At 42.5% G+C, this 24803-nt stretch carries 21 protein-coding genes; 11 read left to right on the top strand and 10 right to left on the bottom strand.

The annotated features are described in order from the left end of the window. Positions 1 to 41: 41 nt before the first annotated feature. From IPM65_03195 to IPM65_03215, 5 genes are all read left to right on the top strand, one after another. The gene (locus IPM65_03195; GenBank protein QQS44579.1) at positions 42 to 599 is read left to right on the top strand and encodes a dCTP deaminase; all 558 of its coding nucleotides are present in this window, start codon (positions 42 to 44) and stop codon (positions 597 to 599) included. 32 nt (positions 600 to 631) lie between these two features. Further along, positions 632 to 2323, top strand: coding sequence for a hypothetical protein (locus tag IPM65_03200; protein ID QQS44580.1), 1692 nt, complete (start codon positions 632 to 634; stop codon positions 2321 to 2323). A 445-nt stretch (positions 2324 to 2768) separates the two neighbouring features. Further along, a complete protein-coding gene (locus tag IPM65_03205) occupies positions 2769 to 3962 on the top strand; it encodes a hypothetical protein (GenBank protein QQS44581.1) in 1194 nt (397 codons plus the stop codon). A 2-nt stretch (positions 3963 to 3964) separates the two neighbouring features. Further along, on the top strand, positions 3965 to 5752 hold the full coding sequence (locus tag IPM65_03210) for a hypothetical protein (GenBank protein QQS44582.1): 1788 nt from the start codon (positions 3965 to 3967) through the stop codon (positions 5750 to 5752). A gap of 37 nt (positions 5753 to 5789) precedes the next feature. After that, on the top strand, positions 5790 to 6050 hold the full coding sequence (locus tag IPM65_03215) for a hypothetical protein (protein QQS44583.1): 261 nt from the start codon (positions 5790 to 5792) through the stop codon (positions 6048 to 6050). 4 nt (positions 6051 to 6054) lie between these two features. Here IPM65_03215 and IPM65_03220 read toward each other — a convergent pair whose 3' ends face one another. Both IPM65_03220 and IPM65_03225 read right to left on the bottom strand, forming a co-directional pair. Beyond that, complete coding sequence (locus IPM65_03220; GenBank protein QQS44584.1) at positions 6055 to 7878, bottom strand: hypothetical protein; 1824 nt, start codon at positions 7876 to 7878, stop codon at positions 6055 to 6057. A gap of 2 nt (positions 7879 to 7880) precedes the next feature. Then, complete coding sequence (locus IPM65_03225; protein QQS44585.1) at positions 7881 to 8897, bottom strand: hypothetical protein; 1017 nt, start codon at positions 8895 to 8897, stop codon at positions 7881 to 7883. Positions 8898 to 9166: 269 nt separating this feature from the next. On the opposite strand from IPM65_03225, the gene tgt reads away from it, so the two are divergent. Continuing rightward, the gene (gene tgt / locus IPM65_03230) at positions 9167 to 10342 is read left to right on the top strand and encodes a tRNA guanosine(34) transglycosylase Tgt (GenBank protein ID QQS44586.1); all 1176 of its coding nucleotides are present in this window, start codon (positions 9167 to 9169) and stop codon (positions 10340 to 10342) included. Positions 10343 to 10420: 78 nt separating this feature from the next. Here tgt and IPM65_03235 read toward each other — a convergent pair whose 3' ends face one another. Continuing rightward, positions 10421 to 11095, bottom strand: a complete 675-nt coding sequence (locus tag IPM65_03235) for a hypothetical protein (protein QQS44587.1) — start codon at positions 11093 to 11095, stop codon at positions 10421 to 10423. Between the two features lie 56 nt (positions 11096 to 11151). Here IPM65_03235 and IPM65_03240 point away from each other — a divergent pair, with 56 nt between their 5' ends. Next, positions 11152 to 12489 (top strand): M20/M25/M40 family metallo-hydrolase, encoded by a 1338-nt coding sequence (locus IPM65_03240; protein QQS44588.1) that lies wholly within the window; start codon positions 11152 to 11154, stop codon positions 12487 to 12489. A gap of 38 nt (positions 12490 to 12527) precedes the next feature. Here IPM65_03240 and IPM65_03245 read toward each other — a convergent pair whose 3' ends face one another. The 5 genes from IPM65_03245 to eno form a co-directional block, all read right to left on the bottom strand. After that, positions 12528 to 12782 (bottom strand): hypothetical protein, encoded by a 255-nt coding sequence (locus tag IPM65_03245; GenBank protein QQS44589.1) that lies wholly within the window; start codon positions 12780 to 12782, stop codon positions 12528 to 12530. Positions 12783 to 12785: 3 nt separating this feature from the next. Next, a complete protein-coding gene (locus IPM65_03250; GenBank protein ID QQS44590.1) occupies positions 12786 to 13418 on the bottom strand; it encodes a 2,3-diphosphoglycerate-dependent phosphoglycerate mutase in 633 nt (210 codons plus the stop codon). A gap of 41 nt (positions 13419 to 13459) precedes the next feature. Beyond that, positions 13460 to 14968: a fibronectin type III domain-containing protein gene (locus tag IPM65_03255; GenBank protein ID QQS44591.1), complete on the bottom strand. Its 1509-nt coding sequence runs from the start codon at positions 14966 to 14968 to the stop codon at positions 13460 to 13462. Positions 14969 to 14970: 2 nt separating this feature from the next. Beyond that, complete coding sequence (locus IPM65_03260) at positions 14971 to 15579, bottom strand: hypothetical protein (protein ID QQS44592.1); 609 nt, start codon at positions 15577 to 15579, stop codon at positions 14971 to 14973. 97 nt (positions 15580 to 15676) lie between these two features. Next, on the bottom strand, positions 15677 to 16933 hold the full coding sequence (gene eno, locus IPM65_03265) for a phosphopyruvate hydratase (protein QQS44714.1): 1257 nt from the start codon (positions 16931 to 16933) through the stop codon (positions 15677 to 15679). A gap of 58 nt (positions 16934 to 16991) precedes the next feature. Here eno and IPM65_03270 point away from each other — a divergent pair, with 58 nt between their 5' ends. Together IPM65_03270 and IPM65_03275 are read left to right on the top strand one after the other, a co-directional pair. Continuing rightward, complete coding sequence (locus IPM65_03270) at positions 16992 to 18560, top strand: histidine phosphatase family protein (protein QQS44593.1); 1569 nt, start codon at positions 16992 to 16994, stop codon at positions 18558 to 18560. A gap of 44 nt (positions 18561 to 18604) precedes the next feature. Next, positions 18605 to 19126 (top strand): hypothetical protein, encoded by a 522-nt coding sequence (locus tag IPM65_03275; GenBank protein QQS44594.1) that lies wholly within the window; start codon positions 18605 to 18607, stop codon positions 19124 to 19126. Here the strand turns inward: IPM65_03275 and IPM65_03280 are convergent. Beyond that, positions 19118 to 19792 carry an IS1595 family transposase gene (locus IPM65_03280; protein ID QQS44595.1) on the bottom strand — a complete coding sequence of 225 codons (675 nt, stop codon included), beginning with the start codon at positions 19790 to 19792 and terminating at the stop codon, positions 19118 to 19120. The two genes, IPM65_03275 and IPM65_03280, sit on opposite strands and share 9 nt — an antisense overlap. A 266-nt stretch (positions 19793 to 20058) precedes the next feature. Between IPM65_03280 and IPM65_03285 the strand changes: the two genes are divergently transcribed. Both IPM65_03285 and IPM65_03290 read left to right on the top strand, forming a co-directional pair. Continuing rightward, positions 20059 to 20718, top strand: coding sequence for a hypothetical protein (locus IPM65_03285; GenBank protein QQS44596.1), 660 nt, complete (start codon positions 20059 to 20061; stop codon positions 20716 to 20718). 48 nt (positions 20719 to 20766) lie between these two features. Beyond that, on the top strand, positions 20767 to 22443 hold the full coding sequence (locus tag IPM65_03290; protein QQS44597.1) for a cation:proton antiporter: 1677 nt from the start codon (positions 20767 to 20769) through the stop codon (positions 22441 to 22443). A 6-nt stretch (positions 22444 to 22449) separates the two neighbouring features. Here the strand turns inward: IPM65_03290 and IPM65_03295 are convergent, their stop codons facing one another. After that, a complete protein-coding gene (locus tag IPM65_03295) occupies positions 22450 to 24690 on the bottom strand; it encodes a PBP1A family penicillin-binding protein (protein ID QQS44598.1) in 2241 nt (746 codons plus the stop codon). Positions 24691 to 24803 lie beyond the last annotated feature (113 nt).

The following is a 24803-nucleotide window of genomic DNA, read 5'->3' on the forward strand; positions in this document are numbered from 1 at the left end:
TTCTTCTTTCAGTAGAGAGTGTGATCCTGTATACTGTCTCCATGTCGATAAAACCGGATCATTGGATAAGGAAAATGGCTCATGAACACAAAATGATTGATCCTTTTGAAGATCGTCTTGTCAGGAACGGAAAAGTATCATATGGATTATCTTCATTCGGGTATGATTTACGGGTTGCTGATGAGTTTAAGATTTTTACGAATGTTCATTCAGCAGTTGTGGATCCGAAGAAATTTGATGAGAAGTCTTTTGTAGATGTCCGTGATCAAGGGTATGTCCTTATTCCTCCTAATTCTTTTGCGCTTACCAGAAGTCTTGAATATTTGAAAATACCGAAGAACGTTTTAGGTCTTTGTATCGGTAAATCTACCTATGCAAGATGCGGTATTATTGTGAATGTTACGCCTCTTCAACCGGAATGGGAAGGTTCTCTTATTATCGAAATATCAAATACCACACCATTGCCGGCAAAAATTTATGCAGGCGAGGGGATTGCTGAAATACTCTTTTTTGAGGCAGACGAGAGTCCGGAGAAATCATATCAGGAGCTTTCGGGAGCGTATTCTCATCAAAAAAGCATCGTTCTTCCTAAAGTCTGATCTTCATATTCCCAGTTTTATATAATATAGTTATGAAACGATCGTTTTCGTTATTTACCCTTTTTTTCGGTATTTTTCTTCTGGTGCTGTCTCCTGTATGGGCGGAATCCGCGCCAAATAATAAATTCGGTATACACCTTGCGCAGCCTTCTGACGAGGATATTGATCGTGCTCAGCAACTTGTGAACTCACAAAATGGCACCTGGGGATATGTTACTCTCGTGATACATGAAGATGACAGAAGCATCGATAAATGGCAGCCAATTTTTGATAAATTGAGAGAACGGAGCCTCATACCAATAATAAGACTTGCAACAAAGCCAGACGGGGGTAATTGGGAAAGACCTTATAGTGATGATGCGGAAGAATGGGCAGATTTTTTGAACAACCTAAACTGGGTGGTGAAGAATCGTTACATTATTTTGTTCAATGAACCGAATCATGCAACAGAATGGGGGGGCAAAGTGGATGCACAGAATTTTGCCGAGGTTACTGAGGAGTTTGCAAGGAAACTAAAAGAATCAAATAGTGATTTTTTTGTGATGCTTGGCGGAGTAGACCTTGCGGCGCCGTCAGCAAAGCCGAATTATGAAGATGCTGCGGTATTTATGCGGGAAACTGTTGAGGCAATCGGGGTTGAAGATTATAATACCTACTTTGACGGTTTGGCATCCCACTCATATCCGAACCCCGGGTTCATCGGTTCACCACTTGCAACGGGCCGAACTACTATACGGGGATACGAATGGGAACTGTCTTTACTGAGAGGTATGGGTGTGAAGGAGCTTCCCGTTTTTATTACGGAGACAGGCTGGAATGGTGATGTGATACCAAGAGACCAAATAGCTGAAAATTTTCGCTATGCATATCAGCAGATCTGGCTGCGTGATGACCGGGTTGTTGCGGTGACGCCGTTTGTCCTGAATTATCAGGGAGAGCCTTTTCTCAAATTTTCATGGGTACAGCTGAATAATGTTGGGGTATATCCCGAGTTTGAGACGGTACAAGATATGGAAAAACAACGAGGCAGGCCTGAAATCGACGAAAAAGGCAGTATTGAGTTCGAACTTCCCCGGGAAATTGTCGAAAAATCAACGTATCATTTCCGTGTTGAGCTAAAAAATACCGGACAGGCAATCTGGAGTGAAGAAAACGGGTATTCATTCATTTTACACGGTATCCCGAAAACACAGTATCTTGTGTCATCACTCGGTGAAATCAAACCGGATGATACCCGCCTTATTGATGTGTATTTCTCAACCGAGGAAGCAATCGGAGAATCACGGACGAAATTCGTTCTGAATAGAGATGACCAACCTGTTATTGAGAGCGGCAACTGGGATTATGAAGTAGTGCCGTTACCGTCACTTAGTATTGACGTATCGGTTTTTCCAAAACTTAAAACCACTGACGGTGATTTCGAAATACAGGTTTTTGACCAATATGAACAGATAGTTTTTAAGCAGAAAAATATCAAGGTGACTGACGGGGTAGGATATATCCCGAAAGTTGAGAACATTGCCTTAGGTGATACATACAGGGTTGTATTGCTGAAAAAAAATTATCTTCCTCGACAGGAACATATCGTTTTCAAGAAGGGGAGTAATGAAATCGAATTTGAGAGGATGCTTCCGCTTGATTTTGATGGAGACGGTGCTTTTAGGTTCAAAGATATTCCTGCATTATTCAAAAACCTGAAGCTTCTCGGACTCTGGGCACCCTGATAAGTCACTCTCCCCCGGGAAAAAGAGGGAAGAGAGGAGAGGTTTAAAAGATTGTCATGACAATATAAATCCTTTACAAGGTTATAAAAGGGAAGCAAAAAAGTACCTAAAAACGCGTCGTTTAATGTAATATTAGAGTGTTTTTTTGAAATTTTGACCTTGGCCGGAAATATTAATTTTTCTTCTAAATTTGTATTTTTTATAAAAATATTATTGTTTTTATTCAAGATAAATTAATTTTTTCTTGACGGGGGAGAGGTTTTAGAATTTTATGGATTTGAAGAGAGGGTCTGAGGAAAGGGGGACGAAGATGGAAAGGACTACTCTATCAGCCTGCCTTCTAATTTAGCTTATTATTAAGCCAAAATGCGAATGATATTCTCTGGCATATCGACTAAAATAGTAACCCGTAAGGGTGAGTATTATTATTGATTCGAAATCTATTATGTCACGTGTCAAGCTTACTGAATTTAAAGCAAAACAACTCCTTTTTCAAGAGTTAGGCAAAAATTATAAAGGAATTGCAGTGACGAAAGAAGGTAAGTCTTACCGATTCTCCTCTTCTCTGTCCCAACTCTCTCCTAAAAAAGAGTACGCGGTAAAAGTAGATCAAGGAATCAAGGGCCGTATGAAAAAAGGGCTGGTGGCACTAAACGTTAAGAAATCGGATCTGCAGAATATATGTAACCTTTTTGCTCAGAAAGGCTTTACCCGATACCTTGTGGAAGAAATGCTGCCTCACGAGTCAGCTCAGGAAAAGTATATCTCACTTGAAAGAACCCGTGACGGAATTCTGGTGCGGTTTGCTGCTCAGGGCGGAATTGATATTGAAAGTAATAAAGATAAGGTTCGGACTGTTGTGATAACTCATAATGCTCCTCTACCTGTACTGAAAGATCTTGGATTGAAGGCAGAAGAGTTTGAGGTAATGCGGGAATTATTCGAGAAAAATTATATTTCTTTCATGGAAATAAATCCGTTGGTCATCACTGAGTCAGGGATGCATGCTCTTGATTTAGCTGTTGAAGTGGATAGTACCGCTGAGTTTTTTGTTAAAAACGGGTGGACAGGTCAGGATGTTGTTGCTGAACAAACCAAATCTGAAGAAGAACAAAAAGTAAAAGAGCTGAATAGTAAAAGTCAGGCTGCTTTATCGTTTACTCTGTTGAATCAGGACGGATCGATTTGGTGTCTATTATCGGGAGGCGGTGCCAGTATTACTCTTGCTGATGAGATTTACAATCTTGGCTATGGACAAGAGCTCGGGAATTACGGGGAGTACTCCGGTAATCCGAATCAGGAGGAAACCTATCTGTATACTACATATGTTCTGCAGTCCATGCTGAAAAGTAACAATAAGAAGTTAGTATTGATTATCGGCGGCGGAGTTGCAAATTTTACCGATATCCGAACTACCTTTAAAGGAGTCCTTCAGGCTCTTGAGGAATATAGAACCCTGCTAAAAAAGCGCAATGTAAAGTTGTATGTTCGCCGCGGAGGTCCTCATCAGGAGGAAGGACTCGCAATGATTGAAAAGTGGTCACGGGAAAATAATTTGTATGGACATGTTTCAGGTCCGGAACTTCCCCTTCATGAAATTGTACGTCTTGCCGTTAAAACATTACCAAAAAAGAAATAAGTATGCTTGACCTCACCAAACTCAGAAATACTGATCATTCAATCATTGCTCTCGGTTCACATCCCGGGATCTTACAGTCAATGATGGATTTTGATTATCTGTCAGGAAAACGCGTGCCCGACTTAAAGGCAATTGTTGCATCGGGTAAAAAGTATTTACGACTGTTTTGGGGCAGTCAGGAAGAAATGATACCGGTGTACGGAACGCTAGAAGATGTCCCTGAAAATATCAGAAACGATACTTCTCTGTTCCTGAATTTAACATCTGGAAGAAGATCAATGTCCTCTACTCTTGAGATTCTTACGGCACTACCCAATCTCATGGGCGGCACTCTCTTTGCAGAAAATATTCCGGAAAAAAATACTCTCGGTATTTATAATCATATAAAGAAAAATCAGTTTGTTGTCGGTCCGGCATCTGTCGGACTGCTGATCCCGGGACATCTTAAACTCGGCGCAATAGGCGGGACTCAGGCAAAACAACTACTGGGGGCAAACCTTTTCGAACAAGGCAAGGTTGCTGTGTTTTCATCATCCGGAGGCATGACCAATGAACTTATAAATCTGGTCACCGGAGCCGGTAAAGGGATTTCATTCAGTCTGTCATTCGGTGGTGATAGGTTTCCGCTGCTCACTCCGATAGATGCCTTTAGGGCTGCAGAAAAGGATAAAAACACTGAGGCGATAGTTTACTTCGGAGAGCTCGGAGGCTATGATGAGTATGATTTGGTTGAACTTATCAAGGCAAAGAAGATTACAAAAAAAATCATAACATATATCGGCGGGACGATCAGTGAAATGTTTGAGACGCCTCCCCAGTTTGGACATGCCAAGGCGATGGCCGCAAGGGGAGAGGAAACAGCGCAGGCAAAAACAGCTGCGTTAAAAGCTGTCGGAGTACATGCAACAAGTTCCTTTACGGAGTTTATCAAACTTGTCCAGTCTTTACCTGATACGAAGATGAATTCTAATAATGCACGTGAAAAAATGGCAAAAGGAATGTCACAGAGGAAAGCATCTTACTTTATTAACGGAATATCACACGATAAAGACGGTTCCGTTGAAATTGTCGGAAAAGATTTACTATCTCTGGCCACAGAACACTCGTATGGATATGTTGTTGGATCAATGCTGTTGGGAAGACAGCTTAAATCCAAAAATACGGCCGAGTTTATTGATCTGGTGATGAAGCTGCTGGTTGACCATGGCCCGTATGTCTCAGGGGCCGTTAACACGATGATTTCAGCCCGTGCAGGCAAAGATCTGGTATCTTCTGTCGTATCCGGTCTGTTGACAATAGGACCGCGTTTTGGAGGTGCAATCAACCAGGCAGCGAAACACTGGCTTGAAGGTGTCGATACGCAGGTGTCACCTTACGATTATGTCGAATCAATAGCAAAAAAAAGAGGCATTATTTCCGGCATAGGGCATAAAAAGTATCGTGTAGATGCGCCGGATCCGCGCGCGTCCTTGATACTCGAGTTTACCAAACAGATAAAACAGACATCCTATACAGATTTTGCAAAAGGGGTAGAAAAAATAACTACCGCAAAAAAAGGGAATCTTATTTTGAATGTAGATGGCGCGATTGCGGCAGTGCTGCTTGATTTGTTATCAGAAAAGGAAGGCCTCACGGTGCGGGAGTTACAGGAATTGATAGATGCTGAGTTCTTTAATGCTTTTTTTGTACTGTCACGTGCCGTTGGATTTACCGCACATTACCTGGATCAAAAGCGAAGAGATGAAGGATTGTTTAGATTGTCACCAAATGAAGTCGGGTTGACAAAGTAACTCTCTGAGATTATAATTCCAGTATTACTGAAAAACTATGACAAGACTTGAAGTATTATCAGACTGTTGGGGAGCGCCTCCAAAGGAATATCCCGAAGATCTTCCGAGGTGTAATTATTGTTATGACGGGACTTGTGGGTCAGTATTTATTCATGTCCCAGCTGAAATTTATTCGGCTGTTATGTTCGGAGAAATGACTGTCGACCAACTTATTAAAGAGGGTTATCTATCGTCTTCGCCTCCACCGTGTGAGAAAACAGGAGCCAAAAGAATTCATACATCAACGACACTGGGATAAAGAATTATTCGTCGTATTTAAATGCAAGGGCATTAATAATGAGGGTATAATCCTGTGAGTCGACGACACCGTCAAAATTGATATCTCCGCGTGCGACAATATCAGGATCATTTCTACCGACAAAATTTCTCACATACGCGATATCCACCGCATCAACGATTCCGTTTTGAAGCGGTAGGTCACCTGAAAGCAAAATAATATTGGTAAAGTCCAGTGTATTATCACCTTTTTTAAAGGTTATGTTTGAGTCTTTACAAAGATATGTTCCGCTGATGTTTTCACTGGGTGAATTGACACAAACACGCTTCTGTATATGTTTCGGTCCCTTTATCAGGAACGAATATTTTTTATTTAGATAAATTTTCTCGTAGTTTGTATTAGCTACATATGCACCGTCAGCTTGAGGTGAGAACTCAACTTGTTTTGTATTTACAACCTTATTTCCCTCGACAAGCTTAATCTGAATAGAAACCGGTGAAGAGTTTTTAGGCTGAGATGTAATTCCCTGTAATTTTACTCGGAAATTCACGCCTACTTTATTTGCGCTGTCATCCGGGGTTTCCGTAGGATTTTTGTCCGGTGGGAGTGATACCTCATCAGGAGCCGGCGTGGTCTCGGACGGGAATGGGGAGTTATTATAGGAAAAACAGTATAATCTGTGCTCTTCAGTACAGCTTACACCATCGTATGATACCCATGATTTATCTGTTGCATATAATGCGCCAATAATTGCTTTTCCTTCGTTTGAAGTCCAATTATTACAGCTGTTTTTTGTATCAGGATAAGGGTTTGTTGTCATATGAATGAGAGTACCGGTCCATGCATTAAGATCAGTAACACCTGAAGCAGGTGTTACTTTTGTATCGCTGGAGTTAGTGTCTGAAATAGCAAACAGGTTTTTACCTGTTTCATCCACGCCGATAGCAGATTGGATGCAATTTGTATCATTTCCATTACATGATCTTAACCGTTCAACATTTTCTGCGAGTAATTCACCGTTAATTGTATAAATTGGAACATCAGTATGGTTAAATCTGTCAAATGCATTGCGGGAATATGTTTCTTCGGAGTTTGTTGTACTCAAAAATGCAAACCAGTCGCCGTCAAGACCGGCATCGGCAGCATGCTTCATACAGATTGCATCAGCCCCTTCCAAGCCACCTAGAGAACTTGCAGTATATGAATCTGATGTAGCAAATCCTTTGTAGGTGTAAGGGGTCCCTTGCCCTTTTTCAACCGTGATATCTACTTTTTTAGGTTTGGGACCATCAAGTAGAGGGAAATAATTTCCCGCAGGGCCGGCAATATCAAAATTCCAACCCTCTACGGTGTCTGACTCAAATGTAATCTTTCCTTTACCTGCATCCTTTGTTGCAAAGAAAAGTCGTGCTACACAGAATGCATTTTTTGGAAGATTTTCATCCGTTTTTTTGGATACACGTGTCAATATAATAGTATTGACATTATCCTGTCCGGATACATCCCGCACGTCAACGGTTTCTTCAAGACCGTTGCACGATTCTACGATCTCAGATTTTGTTGTAGATTTATCGAAAACCAAGAGATTTCGCGGATACCGAATGAGAACTGTTGCTGCAGAAAGGGGTTGTATGCTTGTAGCATGAACATCTACGGTGACTTGTTGTACCTGACTTGTAGTTATTATGGAAGGCGTGAAATAAAACTCAACATTGTTTTCAATAGCTGCCCGCGAGCGTTCACTATAATCATAGAAAAACCCCAGAATTCCGACAGCAATAGCAATCCCCACAACAAGGAGTAAGACTTTTTTCATTTTCGGCAAGAATGATGAGTGTTGTGTTTCCATAGTTATTCGTCACGCTGACGTACTTCTTGATTTGTTCTCCAAATTTCAAAATCCTGGAGTGTCACTTTTTGATCATTACTAAAATCGGCATCTTTTGTGTTTCTTGTTCGGGTAAATTCACTTTTCCATATATCAAAGTCATCATTGTTTATATGACTATCACAGTTCGCATCTCCAAGATTTTTTTTCGGACATTCGTCAACAGTTTCGGTTGGTGAGGTTGTAGTTGTTGTTCCCGGTGTAATAGTAGTGTTTTTCCCTCCAACAGTGAATGTAAAGGAATCGTAGGTGAGGATAGATGCTGGAATTGTAGCCTGGTAGCCTTCGGCAACCGATACCCTAACCTTATAAATTCCTGCAGGGAGAGGAGGAAGGGTTAGCGTCTGGGAAAAAGTATTCGTACCGGATGCCAGTTCAAACTCTTGATTTATTGATCCTAATTCATCATTGGCACCTGTCAGAGTTAACTTAGCAACAGGGCTTCTTAATTTTTTACCGGAAACTGTCAACGTTCCTGACTGTCCTTCATTTAATGTAGATGGGGATAAAGAAGCTTTGTTTTGATATGTTACCCAAAGATCATATAATACTGATGTATATGCTTTGCCGTTTATCTGAGATGTAATGGTCGGAAGAGATGCGTTTTTGGGTGTAGCGATTGCTTTATATGTGTAGTTTGTTCCTTCCGTAAGCCCGCTACACTTATAAGCTTTCCTCGATGTAATTTCAGAGTCAGGTACACAATCCGTGACTTTTGTATTTGTGTTAGCCCGGTATGCAGCAATTTTCGGTGCGTTATATGTCGTTGGCAATTCATCGACTTCATTCAGACTTACGCGTGTGTAGTAGGCTGGTGCAGTTGGCGGATCTCTAATAACCTGACAGCAGCTCGGAACAGTCGCGTTTCCATCGTAGATATCATCCATACAAGCGCGTTGATATACCAGGTTTTCTGTTGCACAGATTCCTAAAGCGTGCACAGGATCAGGAATAAGATTATCAATCAAAATACTGGACATAGAACAATTTAATCCACCTGAACAGGCAGTGTCTCCGTATTGGGGATTACAAATTTGGCCGCAAGTCCGATTGGGAGGGACGGAAGTGGGAATTGGTGAGGCTGATGATTGAGCTTTAACAGGTGCGGGCATCTCTGCATGGGTCAGAAGGAGTAATGTTATGAAAAAAAATCCGAGTATGAGAAATAAATAATGCCTTTGCATGTATGCTTTTACTATAGCAAGTCTTTCTGTAAACAGCAAGATACTGTTATAATACTTATTCCAATATGTTCACCTTTGATATAACTGCCAGATTAGAAGGTACTAAAGCCCGATCAGGCATATTCCATACTCCTCACAGAGAGATTCAGACACCTGAACTTGCTATTGTGGCAACTGAAGGAGAAATTCGTTCGGTCCCGAGGGAGCTGTGGAAGGATCTTCCGAACCAGTATTTTATCGTTAACACATACCATACGCATACAAAAAAGCTTGTCGACACAATTCAAGCACAAGGCGGAGTGCACGGCTATATGGGGCTTGGAGATCGCGCATTCGCGACAGATAGCGGAGGATTTCAAGTATTCTCGCTTGGTTTTGGTCAAAAGCACAATATCGGTAAGTTGGCTCGGGATTTTGCGCAAGATACTGCTTTTGCTGACGATGATGAGAGTCCGCTTACAATTACCGAAGAAGGGGTATCATTTACTTTCGACGGTAAAGAAGTACGGTTGACCCCCGAATCCTCTATGGATATACAACACCAATTAGGAGCCGACATCATGTTTGCATTTGATGAGTGTACGTCGCCTCTTAATAGTGAAGAATATACCCGTCAATCTATGGAGCGAACGCATCGGTGGCTGAAAAGATGTATCAGTGCCCATCGTGAGCATGAAGAAAAGCAGGCATTATTCGGGATTGTACAGGGAGGAGAGTATCGATCGCTTCGTGAAGAATCCGCACGGGTTGTGGGATCGATGGATGTCCCCGGATTCGGTTTGGGAGGAAGTCTGGGAAAATTCAAAGAAGACGTACATGCGATTCTCGACTGGATTATTCCTATCCTGCCCGACGAGAAACCGCGTCACTTTTTGGGTATCGGACAGATACGTGACATTTTTGAAAGTGTTGAGCGAGGGGTTGATCTTTTTGATTGTGTCATCCCGACAAGAGAAGCGAGACATCGTATGCTGTATACCGAACACGGAAGAGTTAGTATCAGAAAGATGCGGAATATTGATGAAGTCCCGGATAAAAACTGTTCCTGCTATGCATGCAAAAATGACAAAATTACCTATCCGAAACTGTGGGAACTTTTCCTTGCGCGGGATCCAAGGGCAGCTATGTATGCGACGATCCATAATGTCTGGTTCTATGCTCAGTTGACCCAAAAGATACGGAATGCAATCGGGAATAAGACTTTTATAGATCTCAAAGAAGAAGTTTATAAGTATTATTAGAACAAAGTAATCTTATAAAGTCTTCTTATTTCTTCTTCTGTATTTGGTCCAAGTAAAGGATAGGTAAGAAAGTATAGTTTATTGATCAAATTTCTTTAATTCATTGATCCGTCGTTCCAAATCAGCACCTGCCTTTGTCAAATAACTTCCGATACATATAATATCCGGTTGATATGATTGTGAGGAAACGGTCGGTAGGGAATTACTATTGACACCGCCATCGATCAGAATTTCGCCATTATAGCCCTGTGCTCTAAGCTGTTCTATTTTTTGGAGCATTTGGGGCAAAAAAGGTGACCCTTGAAAGCCGGGATTCACAGTCATAATTTGAATGCTGGGAACGTAGTCCAGATCATAATTGCGTGCCAAATTATCAATGCTGACATCGGGGAATACATCCAAGCCTATAGAAAAAGAGTAAGAGCTGTTCATCTCCCCAATGTTTACTTCATGTGAGGCATTGATGAGAACGGTATTCACCTGAATATTTTCTTCCTGAATTTTTACAATCTTTTCCAATTCCGCTTCATAATCTGAAACCATAAGATGAAAATCAAAGGTAATATTCGGAAAAATAGTTACCTGATTTGATGAAAATACGTCCAGCATTTCATTAATCTGGACTGTCGTATTGGGGACTAATTGTCCGTCTGCAATATCAAGCTGAATCCGGTCATAGTATCTCTGAAAAGTGTTCATCTGTGAAATGAATTCTTCAATGGTTGTGGTGAGAAGTGTGGGAACGGTTTTCATATGTATTTATTATAGCAAGCTCGTACAACTTCGGAGAATGGCAGGTATAATACCGTATGACTAAACAAAATACCCTGAATGAATTGTCGGAGTTCATCAGTATAAGGTCCGTTTCAGCAGACAGGACTAAGCGACCTGAAATGCGCAAAGCAATCACTTTTTTAGTAAGAAAACTAAAAAAAATGGGTTTTTCTGTGGAAATCTTAAAAAGACAAGGGGCCCCGTCTGCAATTTTTGCTAAATACTCTATACCAAATGCAAAAAAAACAGTCGGTATATACGGACATTATGATGTCCAGCCGGAAGACCCGGTCGAGGAATGGACTGTCAGGCCGTTTGCGCTCAGCAGACAAAGCGGAAAGTTGTTCGGAAGAGGTGTGGCAGACAATAAAGGCCACATTATTCAAAATCTTGCAGCCGTTGATTATCTTATCAGTTCGGAAAGCCTTAAATCAAATATTATTTTCTTCATTGAAGGTGAAGAAGAGTGCGGCAGTGAAAGTTTTTATTCATATATACAGGAAAAGGAACGGGAGCTCAGCTCTCTGGATGTTTTTTTCATAACGGATGTCGGGATGCATGCTAAATCGGTACCTCAGATTATTTATGCTTTGCGCGGACTGGTATATTTTGAACTCGAGATACGGATAGGGAAGCGGGATCTTCACTCCGGGGTATACGGGAATGCAGTTTTGAATCCGGTACAAGTGCTTGCTGAGCTGTTGGCAAAAATGAAAGATACTAAGACAGGAGAAGTTCATATTCCCGGCTTCTATGATGATGTCCGTGCGCTAAATTCGGCTGAAATGAGGCTTCTGATGAAAGGAACGGTCGATGATAAAACATTCAGGAAAGAAGCGGGGACATTCACTGTTACGTCGATGAGAAATGTTCCTTCATTCCTGGCACCAAAAATATTTCCTTCTCTCGATGTGCACGGTATACAGTCAGGATTTACCGGGGAAGGTCCCAAAACAGTGATTCCTCATCGAGCCAGGGTGAAATTTTCCTGCCGTCTGGTAGAGTTCCAGAACGTTAAGAACACTGAAAAGCAGATCCGTCAATTTATCGAAACGAATCTTCCTGCAGGCGTCCAGTATGCATTGCAGACTTTTTCGTACGATGATCCTTTTTACACTTCAGTTGACGATCCCTATATCAAGAAAACAGCAGAAATTCTCACTGTCCATTTCGGTCATGATACTGTTTTGATGAGAGAAGGAGGCTCAGTTCCTGCCGCTGAAATGATGCAGAGGCTTTTTAAAACACCGGTTATCCTTACCGGTTTTGTGTTGCCGGACAGCAATCTCCATGCACCTGATGAAAATTTTGATGAAGAAATGTTTTTCGAAGGGATAGAAGCCTTAAAAAAAATATACGGAAGTATTGTTTAATATGCAGCTCCCTGAAAACCTTCACACTGTGATAAAGCTCATTTCAGGTATTCTTCGTTACATTCTTTCGACTCATTGTTCGGTTCGCAGTTGACCCATGCATTGGCCGGGCAGCGCCAGTCATTATCCATTGCCTGCTGCATGACATCTTTGTTGCTAACTTCTTCCTGAGGGGCGACTACCGTTTTACTTCGAAAAAAGAGAACGATAATTATGATAATAAGAAGGAAGAGAATGCCCAGAATATATTTTATGCGATCATACTTTTTTATGCTGTGGTGTATATGTTTCATAGGTTAAACCTTTCCTTTTTTCGGATTGGATGATCGGATTTGTTTTTCTGTGATTTTTGCCTGATCATCCATTTGATACACATAGACTTCACCGGTACCGATTTCCAGTCCGGCAATTTCATTGTCAGGTATGTCTTCAAGATATTTCACGAGCGCTCTCAAACTGTTCCCGCTTGCTGAGACAAGGATGTTTTTGCCGGACTTCAGTTCGGGTTCGATATGTTCTTTGTAATAAGGGAGCAGGCGTTCATATACATCTTTGAGTGATTCACCGTTCGGGATAGGTTCATCCCAACCCCGACGCCATTTTGTAAACTGTTCTTCACCATATTCTTCTTTGACCACCCACTTATTCTTTCCGGCAAGATCTCCATAGTTGCGTTCGCGTACTGCAGGAGTGATCACCGTCTCCATTTCGGACTTTCCCAACGCTTTCAAAATTGTTTTTGTTGTCTCTTTGGTTCTTTGAAGGTCTGCAGTATAGGCTTTATCAAGGGGGATGTCCTGTATAGATTCGGCCGCTTTTTTCGCTTCTTCATACCCTTCCGGGGAAAGTTCAGGATCTTTCCATCCGGTCCAAAGGCCTAATTTGTTCCATTCCGAAATACCGTGACGAACGAGCACTAAGTATGACATATCCTTAAGTATACATCATCGGAAAAAGAGTATAAAGATATTTACGGAGTCGGAGTATTCGTCGGGGTGTTGGTCGGAGTCGGCGTGTATGTCGGAGTCGGTGTGGAAGTCGGACATACTGCTGAGCCTGTTGACCAGGATGACACATGGTTCGTTTCGCCGTAGCCGTCTTCAGCACGGACCCGACAGGTAATAGGCATTCCGTCTCCCGGCATTGCCGCATTGTAACAGGGAAGATTCTGATAATGGTCGGTTGTGGTGGTATTACAGTACCAGAATGAGGTGCTGTTGAAAGCTCCATCATCAGTACACTGGAGGAAATAATGATCAAATTTATTGCTACATCTTGGATCTTTCTGGTAGTCAAAGTCCCATATCCATGAAGTACAGCTATTACCCTGGACATAATCGATATTACAATCAGGGTCATCTCCGGTGATTCTGGGGCAAGAGGAACTGCTATATATCCAGTCTGTTGCATTCTCTGAACCTCCGTCTTCAGTCTCAGCGCGTACTCGACAGAATACAGATTGACCGGGTGCCGGTGACGGAGCTGTCGCACAGGGAAGTGATAGTTGATTGGTTGTCATGGTCTCATTACAGTACCAGGTTGCAGGATCACTTGATCCCCAGCTGGTACTTTTACACTGAACAAAATACTTAGTATAAGTGTCTTCGCATGTCTGGCTTTGTGTCAAAACATCATTCCAGATCCATGAGGAACAGCTGTTCGGCTGAAGGTAGCTCAATGAACAGGCATTTTTTGTCGCTGCACTTACCGGTGTTGCTGTGGGTGAAGTGGAGGGAGCCGCCGTCGGAGAAGTATTTGCACCGATCAGACATTTGACATAATCCTGAGTTGTGCACTGGGTGCCCAATGATTTCAAAATAGAAGTACAATCCGTCGTTGCCTGACAGCTTGAGCCAGTTGTCGGAGGATAGGTTGTGATACTTCCTGACGGTGTTGCTTCAGGAGTCGGATAATAAGTCACTGATCCTGAAGGTGAAGCGGTCATAGTTGGTGTCGGTACAATTGAGGGAGACGAGGTGGCCGTCTTTGTCGGAGACAATGTTGCAGAACCTGTTCCGACTTCAATAGACGGAAGGGGAACGTCGGGATCTACTTCCGTTCCTTCTCCTGCCGGAGTGGTAAAGGTCCACGGTGAACCGCCGTCATCATATACATTTTCTCCGCTTCGGATACGGAAGTAATACGTTGTATTGGGTTGAAGTCCGCCGATTTGTATTGTATGTTCGGTTGCTTCCAGATCACCGAAGGAGACTTCTGTCATAGCATCCGGAGAAGTCCCGTACTCTACAACAGCGATTGTTTCCTTGCCTGTTTGAAAAGTGACTTGCGCACTCTGACTGTCTACCGGTGAAGCGCTTACGTTTGAAGGAGCTTCTTCATTTGCTTCTGTTGCCGTGCCCTGAATCAGAAAAAAGGTCATAATAATAATTGCCAATAAGAGAGGAATCCCGACGGAAGCGGCGATAAGCATGATCTTTCGTTGAGATAGTTTATTTTTTAGTACGGTTGCAACTGGCATAATTATTTTGTTTTAAGCTTAGTCATCAGTTTGCGGTATCTCATAAACAATACTGCTGTCAGAATAATCATCAACAGTGATACGATAACGTATCCCCAAGTCGGCTGCACTCCGTTGCCCACTGAGACTCCCAAGACTTCCTGACGATCATTAATTACTACGGAAGTGGAATGTGAACGGGTACTGGTACAGTTGATAATATTTGAAAGCTCTTCATCATTACGGATAATTTGTGATGTTTGAGACATAAAAGGAACGCAGTCAAAACGCAGTTCAGTAGAGCCTTCCTTTTGAGCCTGAAAGTATATGGTCGCGATTTTCCCGTTTGTAACCTGTTTCAGATCAGCAGACGGATTGATTGCATATATATATAAACTTCCCGGTTGAATAACTTTTGCATCCACACTTTGGAATAATTCACCCTTTTTCAGTTCAGGGTTCTGCGGAGATGCAATACTCAGGATAGAGGGATCATATGAGATATAAATATCAGTTGAAATTACCGGGTCCGCTCCACTGTAAATCATCACATCCACGGGGATTATATCGCCTGCAGAAGCCGAAATGTTTACCGGTTCAAAAGAAAAGGAGGCAATTGCTGATTGTGACATATTATTATTTTACTCGGATACGTGGGAAGGATGCAAGGGATACTTTTCATGAATCTTATCATGAAGCCTCCAATCCCCATTTCTTCAATCCTTTAGTTCAGAACCCATTCTCAATCTCAACCAGTCGGTTGTACTTTGCCAGTCTTTCACTTCGTGACATTGAACCGGTTTTTATAAACTCAGCTCCTGCTCCGTAAGCAAGATCCGCAATAAACGTATCTTCCGTTTCTCCTGATCGATGTGAAACAGCGACGTTCCATCCTGCCGCTTGAGTCATCTGAATGGCATCTATAGTTTCAGAGACCGAGCCAATTTGGTTGAGTTTGATAAGGACTGCATTTGAAGCCCCTTCGTCTATACCTTTTTGAATCCGTTTAGGATTTGTGACGAAGAGATCGTCTCCGACCACCTGAAATTGGAACTTTTCAGCCAATTCCGTAAATTTTGTAAAGGCGCTCCAATCATCTTCGGCAAACGGGTCTTCAAATGACTGAATATTGTATTTCTGGCCGATCTCCTGATAATAAACGACCATTTCTTCTGATGATTTGGTTTGATTATTCTTTTTTAAGACATATGAGCCGTTTTCATAAAATTCCGTTGCGGCACAATCAACAGCAAACTCGAAATCTTTGTTGCGGGAGTATCCGAGGTTTTTAGCCGCTTCTTCGATGGTTTCAAAAACTTCTTCGTTGGATGATAATGCAGGAGAATACCCGCCTTCATCACCGACAAGTGTTGACAGTTTTCGCTTTTTAAGTACATTTCCGAGCTCCGCGAAGATTTCAGCTGCAAGTCGTACGGATGCAGTCGGTTTATTGGAAATAGGCATCACCATAAATTCCTGAATATCGAAGTTCCATCCGGCGTGTTTGCCTCCGTTGACAACATTCACCATGAGTCTCGGGAAAGAAGGTTCAATCGTGTGATCACCTATAAAGTAGTAAGTATTGATAAACTTCCAAAGCGGCATATCTGCAGCATATGCTGCAGCCCGATGAAGAGCGAGAGAAACGGATAAAATTGCATTTGCTCCCAATTTTGATTTGTTTTCAGACCCATCCATTTTGAGCATTATTTCATCCAGTTTTCTCGGATCAGCAATCTCCTGACCGACGAGCGTTTTTGCAATTTGGGAATTTACATTTTGTACTGCTTTTTGCACTCCCTGACCAAGGAATTTTGAAGTATCACCATCGCGGAGCTCAAGGGCTTCATGTGTCCCTGTCGAAGCTCCAGAAGGAACTGATGCTTTGTGAACAGAACCGTCATCCAAAGTTACAAATGCGCGAATGGTTGGTTTACCGCGAGAATCGAGTATCTCGAGGGCTTTGATTTCCTTGATTTTCATAATGCTATCATAATATCACAAGCTCAAGGAAATGTAAGACTGATGTTATAATGGATGATCTATGAAACTGTTTTTAGTCCGTCACGGCGAGAGTATCGGAAACACAAAACAAGGCTTTATATCGGGTCAAACTGATCCTGACGGTTTATCTCCCAAAGGACGAATTCAGATTATCCGTACGGCATGGGAGTTGAAAAATGATCAATACGATCAAATATATTCAAGCCCTGTCGCCCGTGCTCAGGAGACAGCGGCAATCCTAAAAAGTTATCTCGGTTCATCAGTGAAAACGGCAGATTGGCTTACCGAGCTTCATCACGGAATATTTGAAGGGTACTATTGGTGGGAAGTAATTCATAAAATTCCGCCTTCCTGGCGTGCGAGAAGAGAGGATTTCCGAACGCCCTATCCAAAGGGGGAAAGTATGGAGCTTCTCATCAAACGTATCTCCGATGGTTTGAAAAAGTGGCTCACTACGTTAGACGAAAGCGGATCGTATATTGTAGTCAGTCATCAGGTAGTCATCACGACTATACGATACTGCCTTGAGCATGGCGACGCTTCAACACTCGATACGCAACAATCTCAGCAGGATTTCCTGAAGTATCTGCATGAGGTTAAACTCGATAACGGATGTTTTGCCCAACTTACACTCAAGAACAATACATTGATTTCAACAAAGGAGGTCTCAGATTTCCCACCTCTCAAGCCGAATAAAAACAATATTGCATTTTATTCGAAGGAACTGTTGCAACTCCGTAAAGAGCCTGAAACCGAGAGAATGGAAACCGCATCGGGTAATTCCGTGTATAAACTCCAAATGTCAGCGCCAAAAATTATAAAAGTGGTACATGACAAGGACCATGAAGCATTTCAGAGGCAGATAGATCTATATCAATATCTGAATAGTAAAAAGATCTCGTCTCCGGTAGTTGAACGGGTAGATTCGAGTCAGGTCTTTTTTGGGTATGATGTACTTGTCCAGGATTACGTTGCCGGGGATGTTATAAAGAAATGTTTTATTGACCACCCCCAAAAAGTGGACTTGCTTCTTGAAAAAGTGTATGAGGCTCTCGTGCAGATACACAGTCTCCCGGTGGATGAAGTACGACCGTTTTGGAAGCCTCCGCTTGAGGAGCAGTTTGTCCAGTGGAAAAATTATATGCTTCTCAACATCAATATGACTCTGCATATTGTTCAGGAGAAAAGCGTTACAGATGCTACTTATAAAAAAATTGAAGAGGCACTTTCCTGCCTCAAAGATTATGTACGAGAGGAGAGATACGCACTGGAGCCGATACATGGGGATGTGGGCTCCGACAATATTATCGTACACCACAATACATCATGCAGATTTGTCCGCCTGATTGATTTTGAGTGGGCACGTATTGGAGACGGTTTATGGGATTTTGCTTATTTCTGGGGATGGCTGGAGAGGAACAATGAAGAAGTCTCTGAAAAGTGGGAAAGGATTTTGCGGAAATATTTCCCTGACCAGATGGTACAACTTGATTGGTATCGGATCCTTTTTCATGCATGGACTGTGCGTGATATGATGGATTACAAAGATCATCCTATACGGCTTCGTCGCGGCAGAAAGTCGATGGAGATACTGGAAATGCTTTCTTAATTAAGGATATTGACAGAATAAACACCTACTGCAATAATGAAATTGTGAAACAGAAACTAATTCTTCATTTTTTCCTCTTCTTGCTTATTCTCTTCATGGGCATTGGTGTAAAAGCCTCAACTCAAGGTATGGCAATTATGCCTCCTGATTCGGATCCTTCAGGAATATTCGGTGAGGATCATTATTATTCAGTTATTTTTCGCGGTAACGGCGATACTGTCGTAAATCTGAAGGCTATCTTTACAAATACGGAAGAGGCAACGGTATCTGCAGTAACGCTGCGAGCTCCCAAAGGTCCGTTAGAAGACATCGTGGCGTATCAGATTATCAGAGACCGCAGATGTCTTCGGTACGAAACAGTCAGGATAATGCCAACTCCCGGTGTTGTTGAAGATCGTTATGATCCCCCCAAATGCATACAGTATGAGAACCCGGACTTTTATGGATATTATTATTCCGGCAATACTAAGTATAAGAAGGCAATAGTGAAAACAGAGGGGGATGTGATAACTCTTACCCTTCCTGAAGGTGTTTCTCCCGAATCAAATGCCAGGGCTCTAGACTAGCACATTAACAATTTGTAATAGTTCATTGTAAAGGATCGATGGGGATTTGCTCCATCTCCATTCACACTCTTTCAAGTGTAATGGAAAGTTTTTCTTTACACCATTGAACTTAACGAGACGTCTTTTACAAAAGGACCAGAATGACTCTATGCCATTGATATGGACCCCTTTTGTATTTGAGAACTCATTTTTCTTGTGATTGATTCTCAAATGTTTGTCATACCCGACATCAACAAGTCCGTTGTATCCGCTCCACGAATCTGAATATACAGTACTGTTCAAGTCAATCTTTCCCTTCATAACAGCATGTAGCGTTCTTCTTTTACAGTTTGGAATGATACGAGTAAATACACGTCCTTGACGCTCATATATCCCAAATACTACCTGCTTAAATGACGTCCCACGACCTCTTTTACTTGACTTGCCTCTCATCCTTCGAGGTCCAAAGTATGATTCATCAATTTCTATCTCACCACCAACATATCGTTGCATCTGGTGCACTTGGTGATGATATATGAGTTGACGAATATTATTGTAATATTTGTTGACTGTATTGCGGTTGAGACCCAAAATACCAGAGGTCTGTGTAGCACTCAGATCGTGTGCAAAACACCATAGTATCTTTTTTCTCTTGTATTTTGATATCGGCCTATTGTTACAAACCATACCTCTAGTTTAGCACTACTCTGCTAGTCTAGAGCCATGCCAGTTACATACTCTATTATCGTTCCAAAGCATATACTCAAAAGGATTTTGCCGGATCCTATTCATATATCTTTGAAACTCTCAAAACGGAATCACCGATCCGGACACTTCAGGTCGGAATTTCAACAGATATTGATCTGCGGCTGAAAGACGCGTCGTCTGATGTCAATTACGCCGATTCGTCATTAACAGAGCTTAAAGCTGCTCCGACTTTGGGTTCGGCAGGTATGTCAAACCAGGCGTTTGACCGATATTACCAGCAGATAGGTCAGGGGATGATTGTTGAACATGCTAGTTCCCTGCAGCCTCTTGATACTTTTACAGTAGAAGGTTCTTATGCAAAATCACTCTGGCAGCTTCACGCAAAAACATTAGTTATTGTTGTCGTGATAGTGCTTGTCGTACTTGCCGGTATCGGATATGGTTTATTCAGATTGTTTAAGCATCTCCGAAGAAAGTCGACAACTGTAGCCCCCGGCCCTCATTCCGGACTGCATACGGTTTTATGGATGGTCGGCAGCAGCTTCGGATCTTCCATTCTGACTGCCGGGTACACGGTTTTTCTGTTTATTCTCATGAATTTTGTAAGCGGATCTTTTTATATCGGTTATGAGTACAATTTGCTCGTTTCGCTTTTTGTAATGATTTTGTCTCTTGCGGTTTATCCGCTCTGCCTTTTTGTTCCGGCTATTGTAATGGGGGTCAAGAAAGGTCTTTGGTGGGGCATAGGTACCTTTGCAATGACAATTGCCTGGCTGTTAATATATCTCTTTGTTGTGTTCGGCTTTCTTGTAATGCTCAGAATGAACAGCTCATATCCCCGTCCCATGCCATACATCTACGGGACCACTGATAGTGTTGTCCCCGAAACTTCCGACGCAAAATAAGAACGAATTCTTCTGCATTTTTTAACGGGATTTGCTAGGCTATATAGTATGGAAATATTTATTGAAATCAGTATTATCATCTTTGTGGCCATGATCGTTTCGATCGTGATGCGTCTTTTGAAGCAACCGCTGATTGTCGGTTATATCCTTACCGGGATACTCATCGGTCCGTATGTCCTGAACCTCCTGCATAGCGGTGAAGTCCTGGAGCTTTTCTCAAAAATCGGGATAACTATTCTTCTGTTTATAGTAGGTCTGAATTTGAGTCCGAATGTCATCAAAGAAGTAGGCAAGGTATCTCTTTTTACGGGTCTGGGACAAGTGCTCTTTACGTCCATAATAGGATTTGTGATATCCCGTGCACTGGGTATAGACACAGTGGCAGCCATATTTGTTGCGATTGCCCTGACTTTTAGCAGTACGATCATAATTCTTAAACTCCTTTCGGATAAGGGAGATTTGAATAAGCTATACGGAAAGATCGCAATTGGCTTTTTGCTGGTTCAGGATATTGTTGCAACGATTATTTTATTGGTTACAACATCATTTGCAGCCGGTTCCGGTGGTAATGTCGCTGTTGAGGCGGTCGTAACTCTCGGGAAAGGAGCGTTACTAATAACAGCACTTATTGCTGTCAGTAATTATATTCTTCCAAAACTGAGTAAGTTTATAGCCTCTTCTCAGGAGCTTTTGTTTTTGTTTTCGATCAGTTGGGGCCTTGGAATGGCAACTCTTTTTAGCATCTTGGGATTTTCCGTTGAGATCGGTGCTCTTGTTGCGGGGGTTACGATGTCTATGACTCCGTATGCATTTGAAGCTGCATCGCGATTGCGTCCGTTGCGGGATTTCTTCATTTTGCTTTTCTTCATTCTTTTGGGTTCGGAGATGGTTTTGGACGGGATAGGATCATTGTTATTTCCGGCGGCGATTTTGTCCGTATTTGTTTTGATAGGGAACCCCATTATCGTCGTCATCATAATGAATCTGCTGGGATACAGTAAGAGAACCGGCTTCCAGGCAGGACTGACAGTAGCACAGATTAGTGAGTTCTCATTGATTTTGGCAACACTGGGTTTTCAGATAGGATCATTGTCAAAAGAGGTCTTATCTCTTATCACTATTGTCGGACTGGTAACAATAGCAGGCTCAACGTATCTGATTTTATATGCGGACAATATTTATCCAAAAGTAGAAAAGCTTTTGTCATTTCTGGAACTGAAAAAGAACAAACGTGAAAAATCAAGTGACCATGATTATGACTCATTGCTTTTCGGTTTCCAGAGAGTCGGGCAGGATTTTGTAAAATCATTTGAAAAGCTCGGGCTGCGGTTTATGATTATTGATTTCAATCCGGATTCTATTAAACTCGCTGAAGATATGGAGATTCCCTGTAAGTACGGGGATGCGAAAGATCCGGAGTTCATCGAAGAACTCAACATCAGAAAATTAAAATACGTTGTCACTACCATTCCCGAGTTTGAGACAAATCTGCACCTGGTTAAGAGAATCCGCTCGGTAAATAAGCGGGCGATTATTATTGCAATCTCTCACAATCGTGATGAGGCCCTCTCCTTATATGCAGAAGGCACTTCATATGTGATCATGCCTCACTATCTCGGAGCCGAGTATGCCGTGCGCATGATCAATAAACACGGACTTGAAAAAGGAGAGTATCAGCGTTCACGAGAGAAACATCTTCAGTATCTTGAGAACAGAATTATCTGATGATCGTTAAGGCAGCTGGATACCCATCGTAGGTGAGGGGGTAGTTCCTGTTGCGGGCGTTGGGGTATTTGAAAGAATCGGGATGACTATTTGAGTAGGTGAGGGGCTTGGCGCTTTCGAAGGAGAAGGAGACGGTGAGGGTGTGTTTGTGGGAGGCTCATCAGTAGGTTGTCCCGTCGGTTCCTGGGAAGGACTGGGGGTCGGAGTTGCCGTGATCGCCGTACAATTTTCAACAGGCATGTATCTTTTAGAATAGTATTCACTGTAGGAATCTTCATCGCTGCAGAGACTACAATACGAATTCGTTGCTTTACAGATCTTTACTTCAATAAGCGATGCCGGTCTTTCGAACTGTTTTACTTCGGTGCCGGCAAGTGCTTTTTGCATAAACCCATGCCAGATTGGAGCTGCGGATTGTGATCCGTAGAGTCCGTTCATGGGTGTCCCGTCATTATTACCTACCCAAACACCGGCGACGAGATCAGGCGTGTATCCGATAGTCCATGCGTCCTTGTAATCGTTTGTCGTACCGGTTTTAGCAGCTGCAGGACGTCCGAGAGTGAGCCAGTTTTGCTCACCGAAGACATCTTTTCTTGCATTATTGTCTGAGAGAATGGAAGTAATCATATATGCCGCCGCACTATCCAGGACATTTTCGGTTTTAGTACCGCCGATCAGCCGGTCTTCAAACGGTTCGTTGGGCTTTAGGAATGAGCTGAATAAGGAAGAAACGGAAAACTGTTCATCTTCAGTGACGGTGTTCGGGTGGTATCGGTATATTTCATTGCCGAATTTGTCGGTGATCGAAAGGATCGGATGTGACGGGACCAGTTTGCCGTTTGTAGCAAAAACACCGTATGCACGTGTTATCTCGAATAGCTCAACTTCACCGCCGCCCAGTACGAGAGAAAGACCGTAGTCTTGATCCGGGTCGAGGGAAAGGACGCCCATTGTACGTGCCAAGTCAACCGCATCTTTCACGCCCGTAAATTCGAGTAATTTAACTGCAGGAATATTTAGTGAATTGCCCAGCGCGTATCTGATTGTGACATCTCCGCGGAACTGCCCGTCCGAATTTTTAGGCTGATATCCGTTGATATTGATCGGCTCGTCTTTAATAATGTCACTGGGGTGCTTTCCTTTTACAAAGGCTTCAGCGTATACAATCGGCTTGAATGTCGATCCGGGCTGACGTTTTGCAAATGCAATATTGTATTTCCCGAATTCTTCGTTACTCCAGTCAACGCTGCCAACCATTGTTAGAATTTCGCCTGTTTTGGGGTTAATCGCAACCAGGCCGGCGTTACTGGCATCCCGTCTTCCGAGATTGGCAATATGCTGTTTGACGAGCGTTTGTCCCGTCAGCTGCATATCACGATCAAGTGTTGTGACGACACGGAACCCCAATCGATTCACATTTTCCTCTCCGTATTTCTGGTATAAATACTCTCTGAGCCAGACGGCAAAATGTGGAGCAATATCGCTTTGGGTTTCTTCTTCTTGTTCTGCAAACCTTACTTCGGACACGGTCTCAGGGTCTATGCCCATCTGTTCTAGAATGAGTTTTTGACGTGCAAACAGTCGTTCTCGATTTCCTCCGAAAGGAGTGAGCGCTGAAGGAGCTTTCGGAAGAGCAGCCAAAACAGCTGCCTCTTCGACGGTAAGAGCTGATACTTCCTTATCAAAATACGTTTGAGCTGCCGCCTCAATTCCATATGCTCCCGCTCCAAAGTAGATTGAGTTGAGGTACATCTCAAGTATTTCATCTTTGCTGTATCGACGCTCTACTTCCATGGAAAGAATCAGTTCCTGATATTTCCGGCGGATTGTTTTTTCGGGTGATAGTAGTGCATTTTTGACAAGCTGCTGGGTTATTGTAGAACCTCCCTGCGCATATGATGTCTGTCTCACGTTCGCGACAACCGACCTCAGAATTCCACGAAGAGAGAATCCCGGATGCTCATAAAATTCATCATCTTCAATTGCAATAAATGCTTTCGGGACATACTCAGGCATGTTTTCAATGGGATAGATTTCAAGTTCACGTGCTTCAGCAGTACGAAAAAAAGGCTCTTCCTTTCGGTCCATAAGAATAAGTCCTGTATTATTCCGGTTCATCAATCGTTCGGGGGTGGCAAGGTCAGAGACAAAATAAATGTATGTTGCCACGCCTGAAATGATAAAGAGAATCATGACCAATGAAAATATCCCGATTATCATAGGGAGACTGAGATGTGTGATCCACATCCGGAATCGAGAGTAGCTTGAGGAGAGGCTGTTTCTCATATGTATTATAAATGGGCGTAATACTTCCATGAATTGGTGAACTTTCTTTTCAGCATCACGGTAATAGTGTTGTA

The sequence above is a fragment of the Candidatus Roizmanbacteria bacterium genome (genome assembly GCA_016700135.1).
Lineage (GTDB): Bacteria > Patescibacteriota > Microgenomatia > UBA1406 > GWC2-37-13 > UBA1450.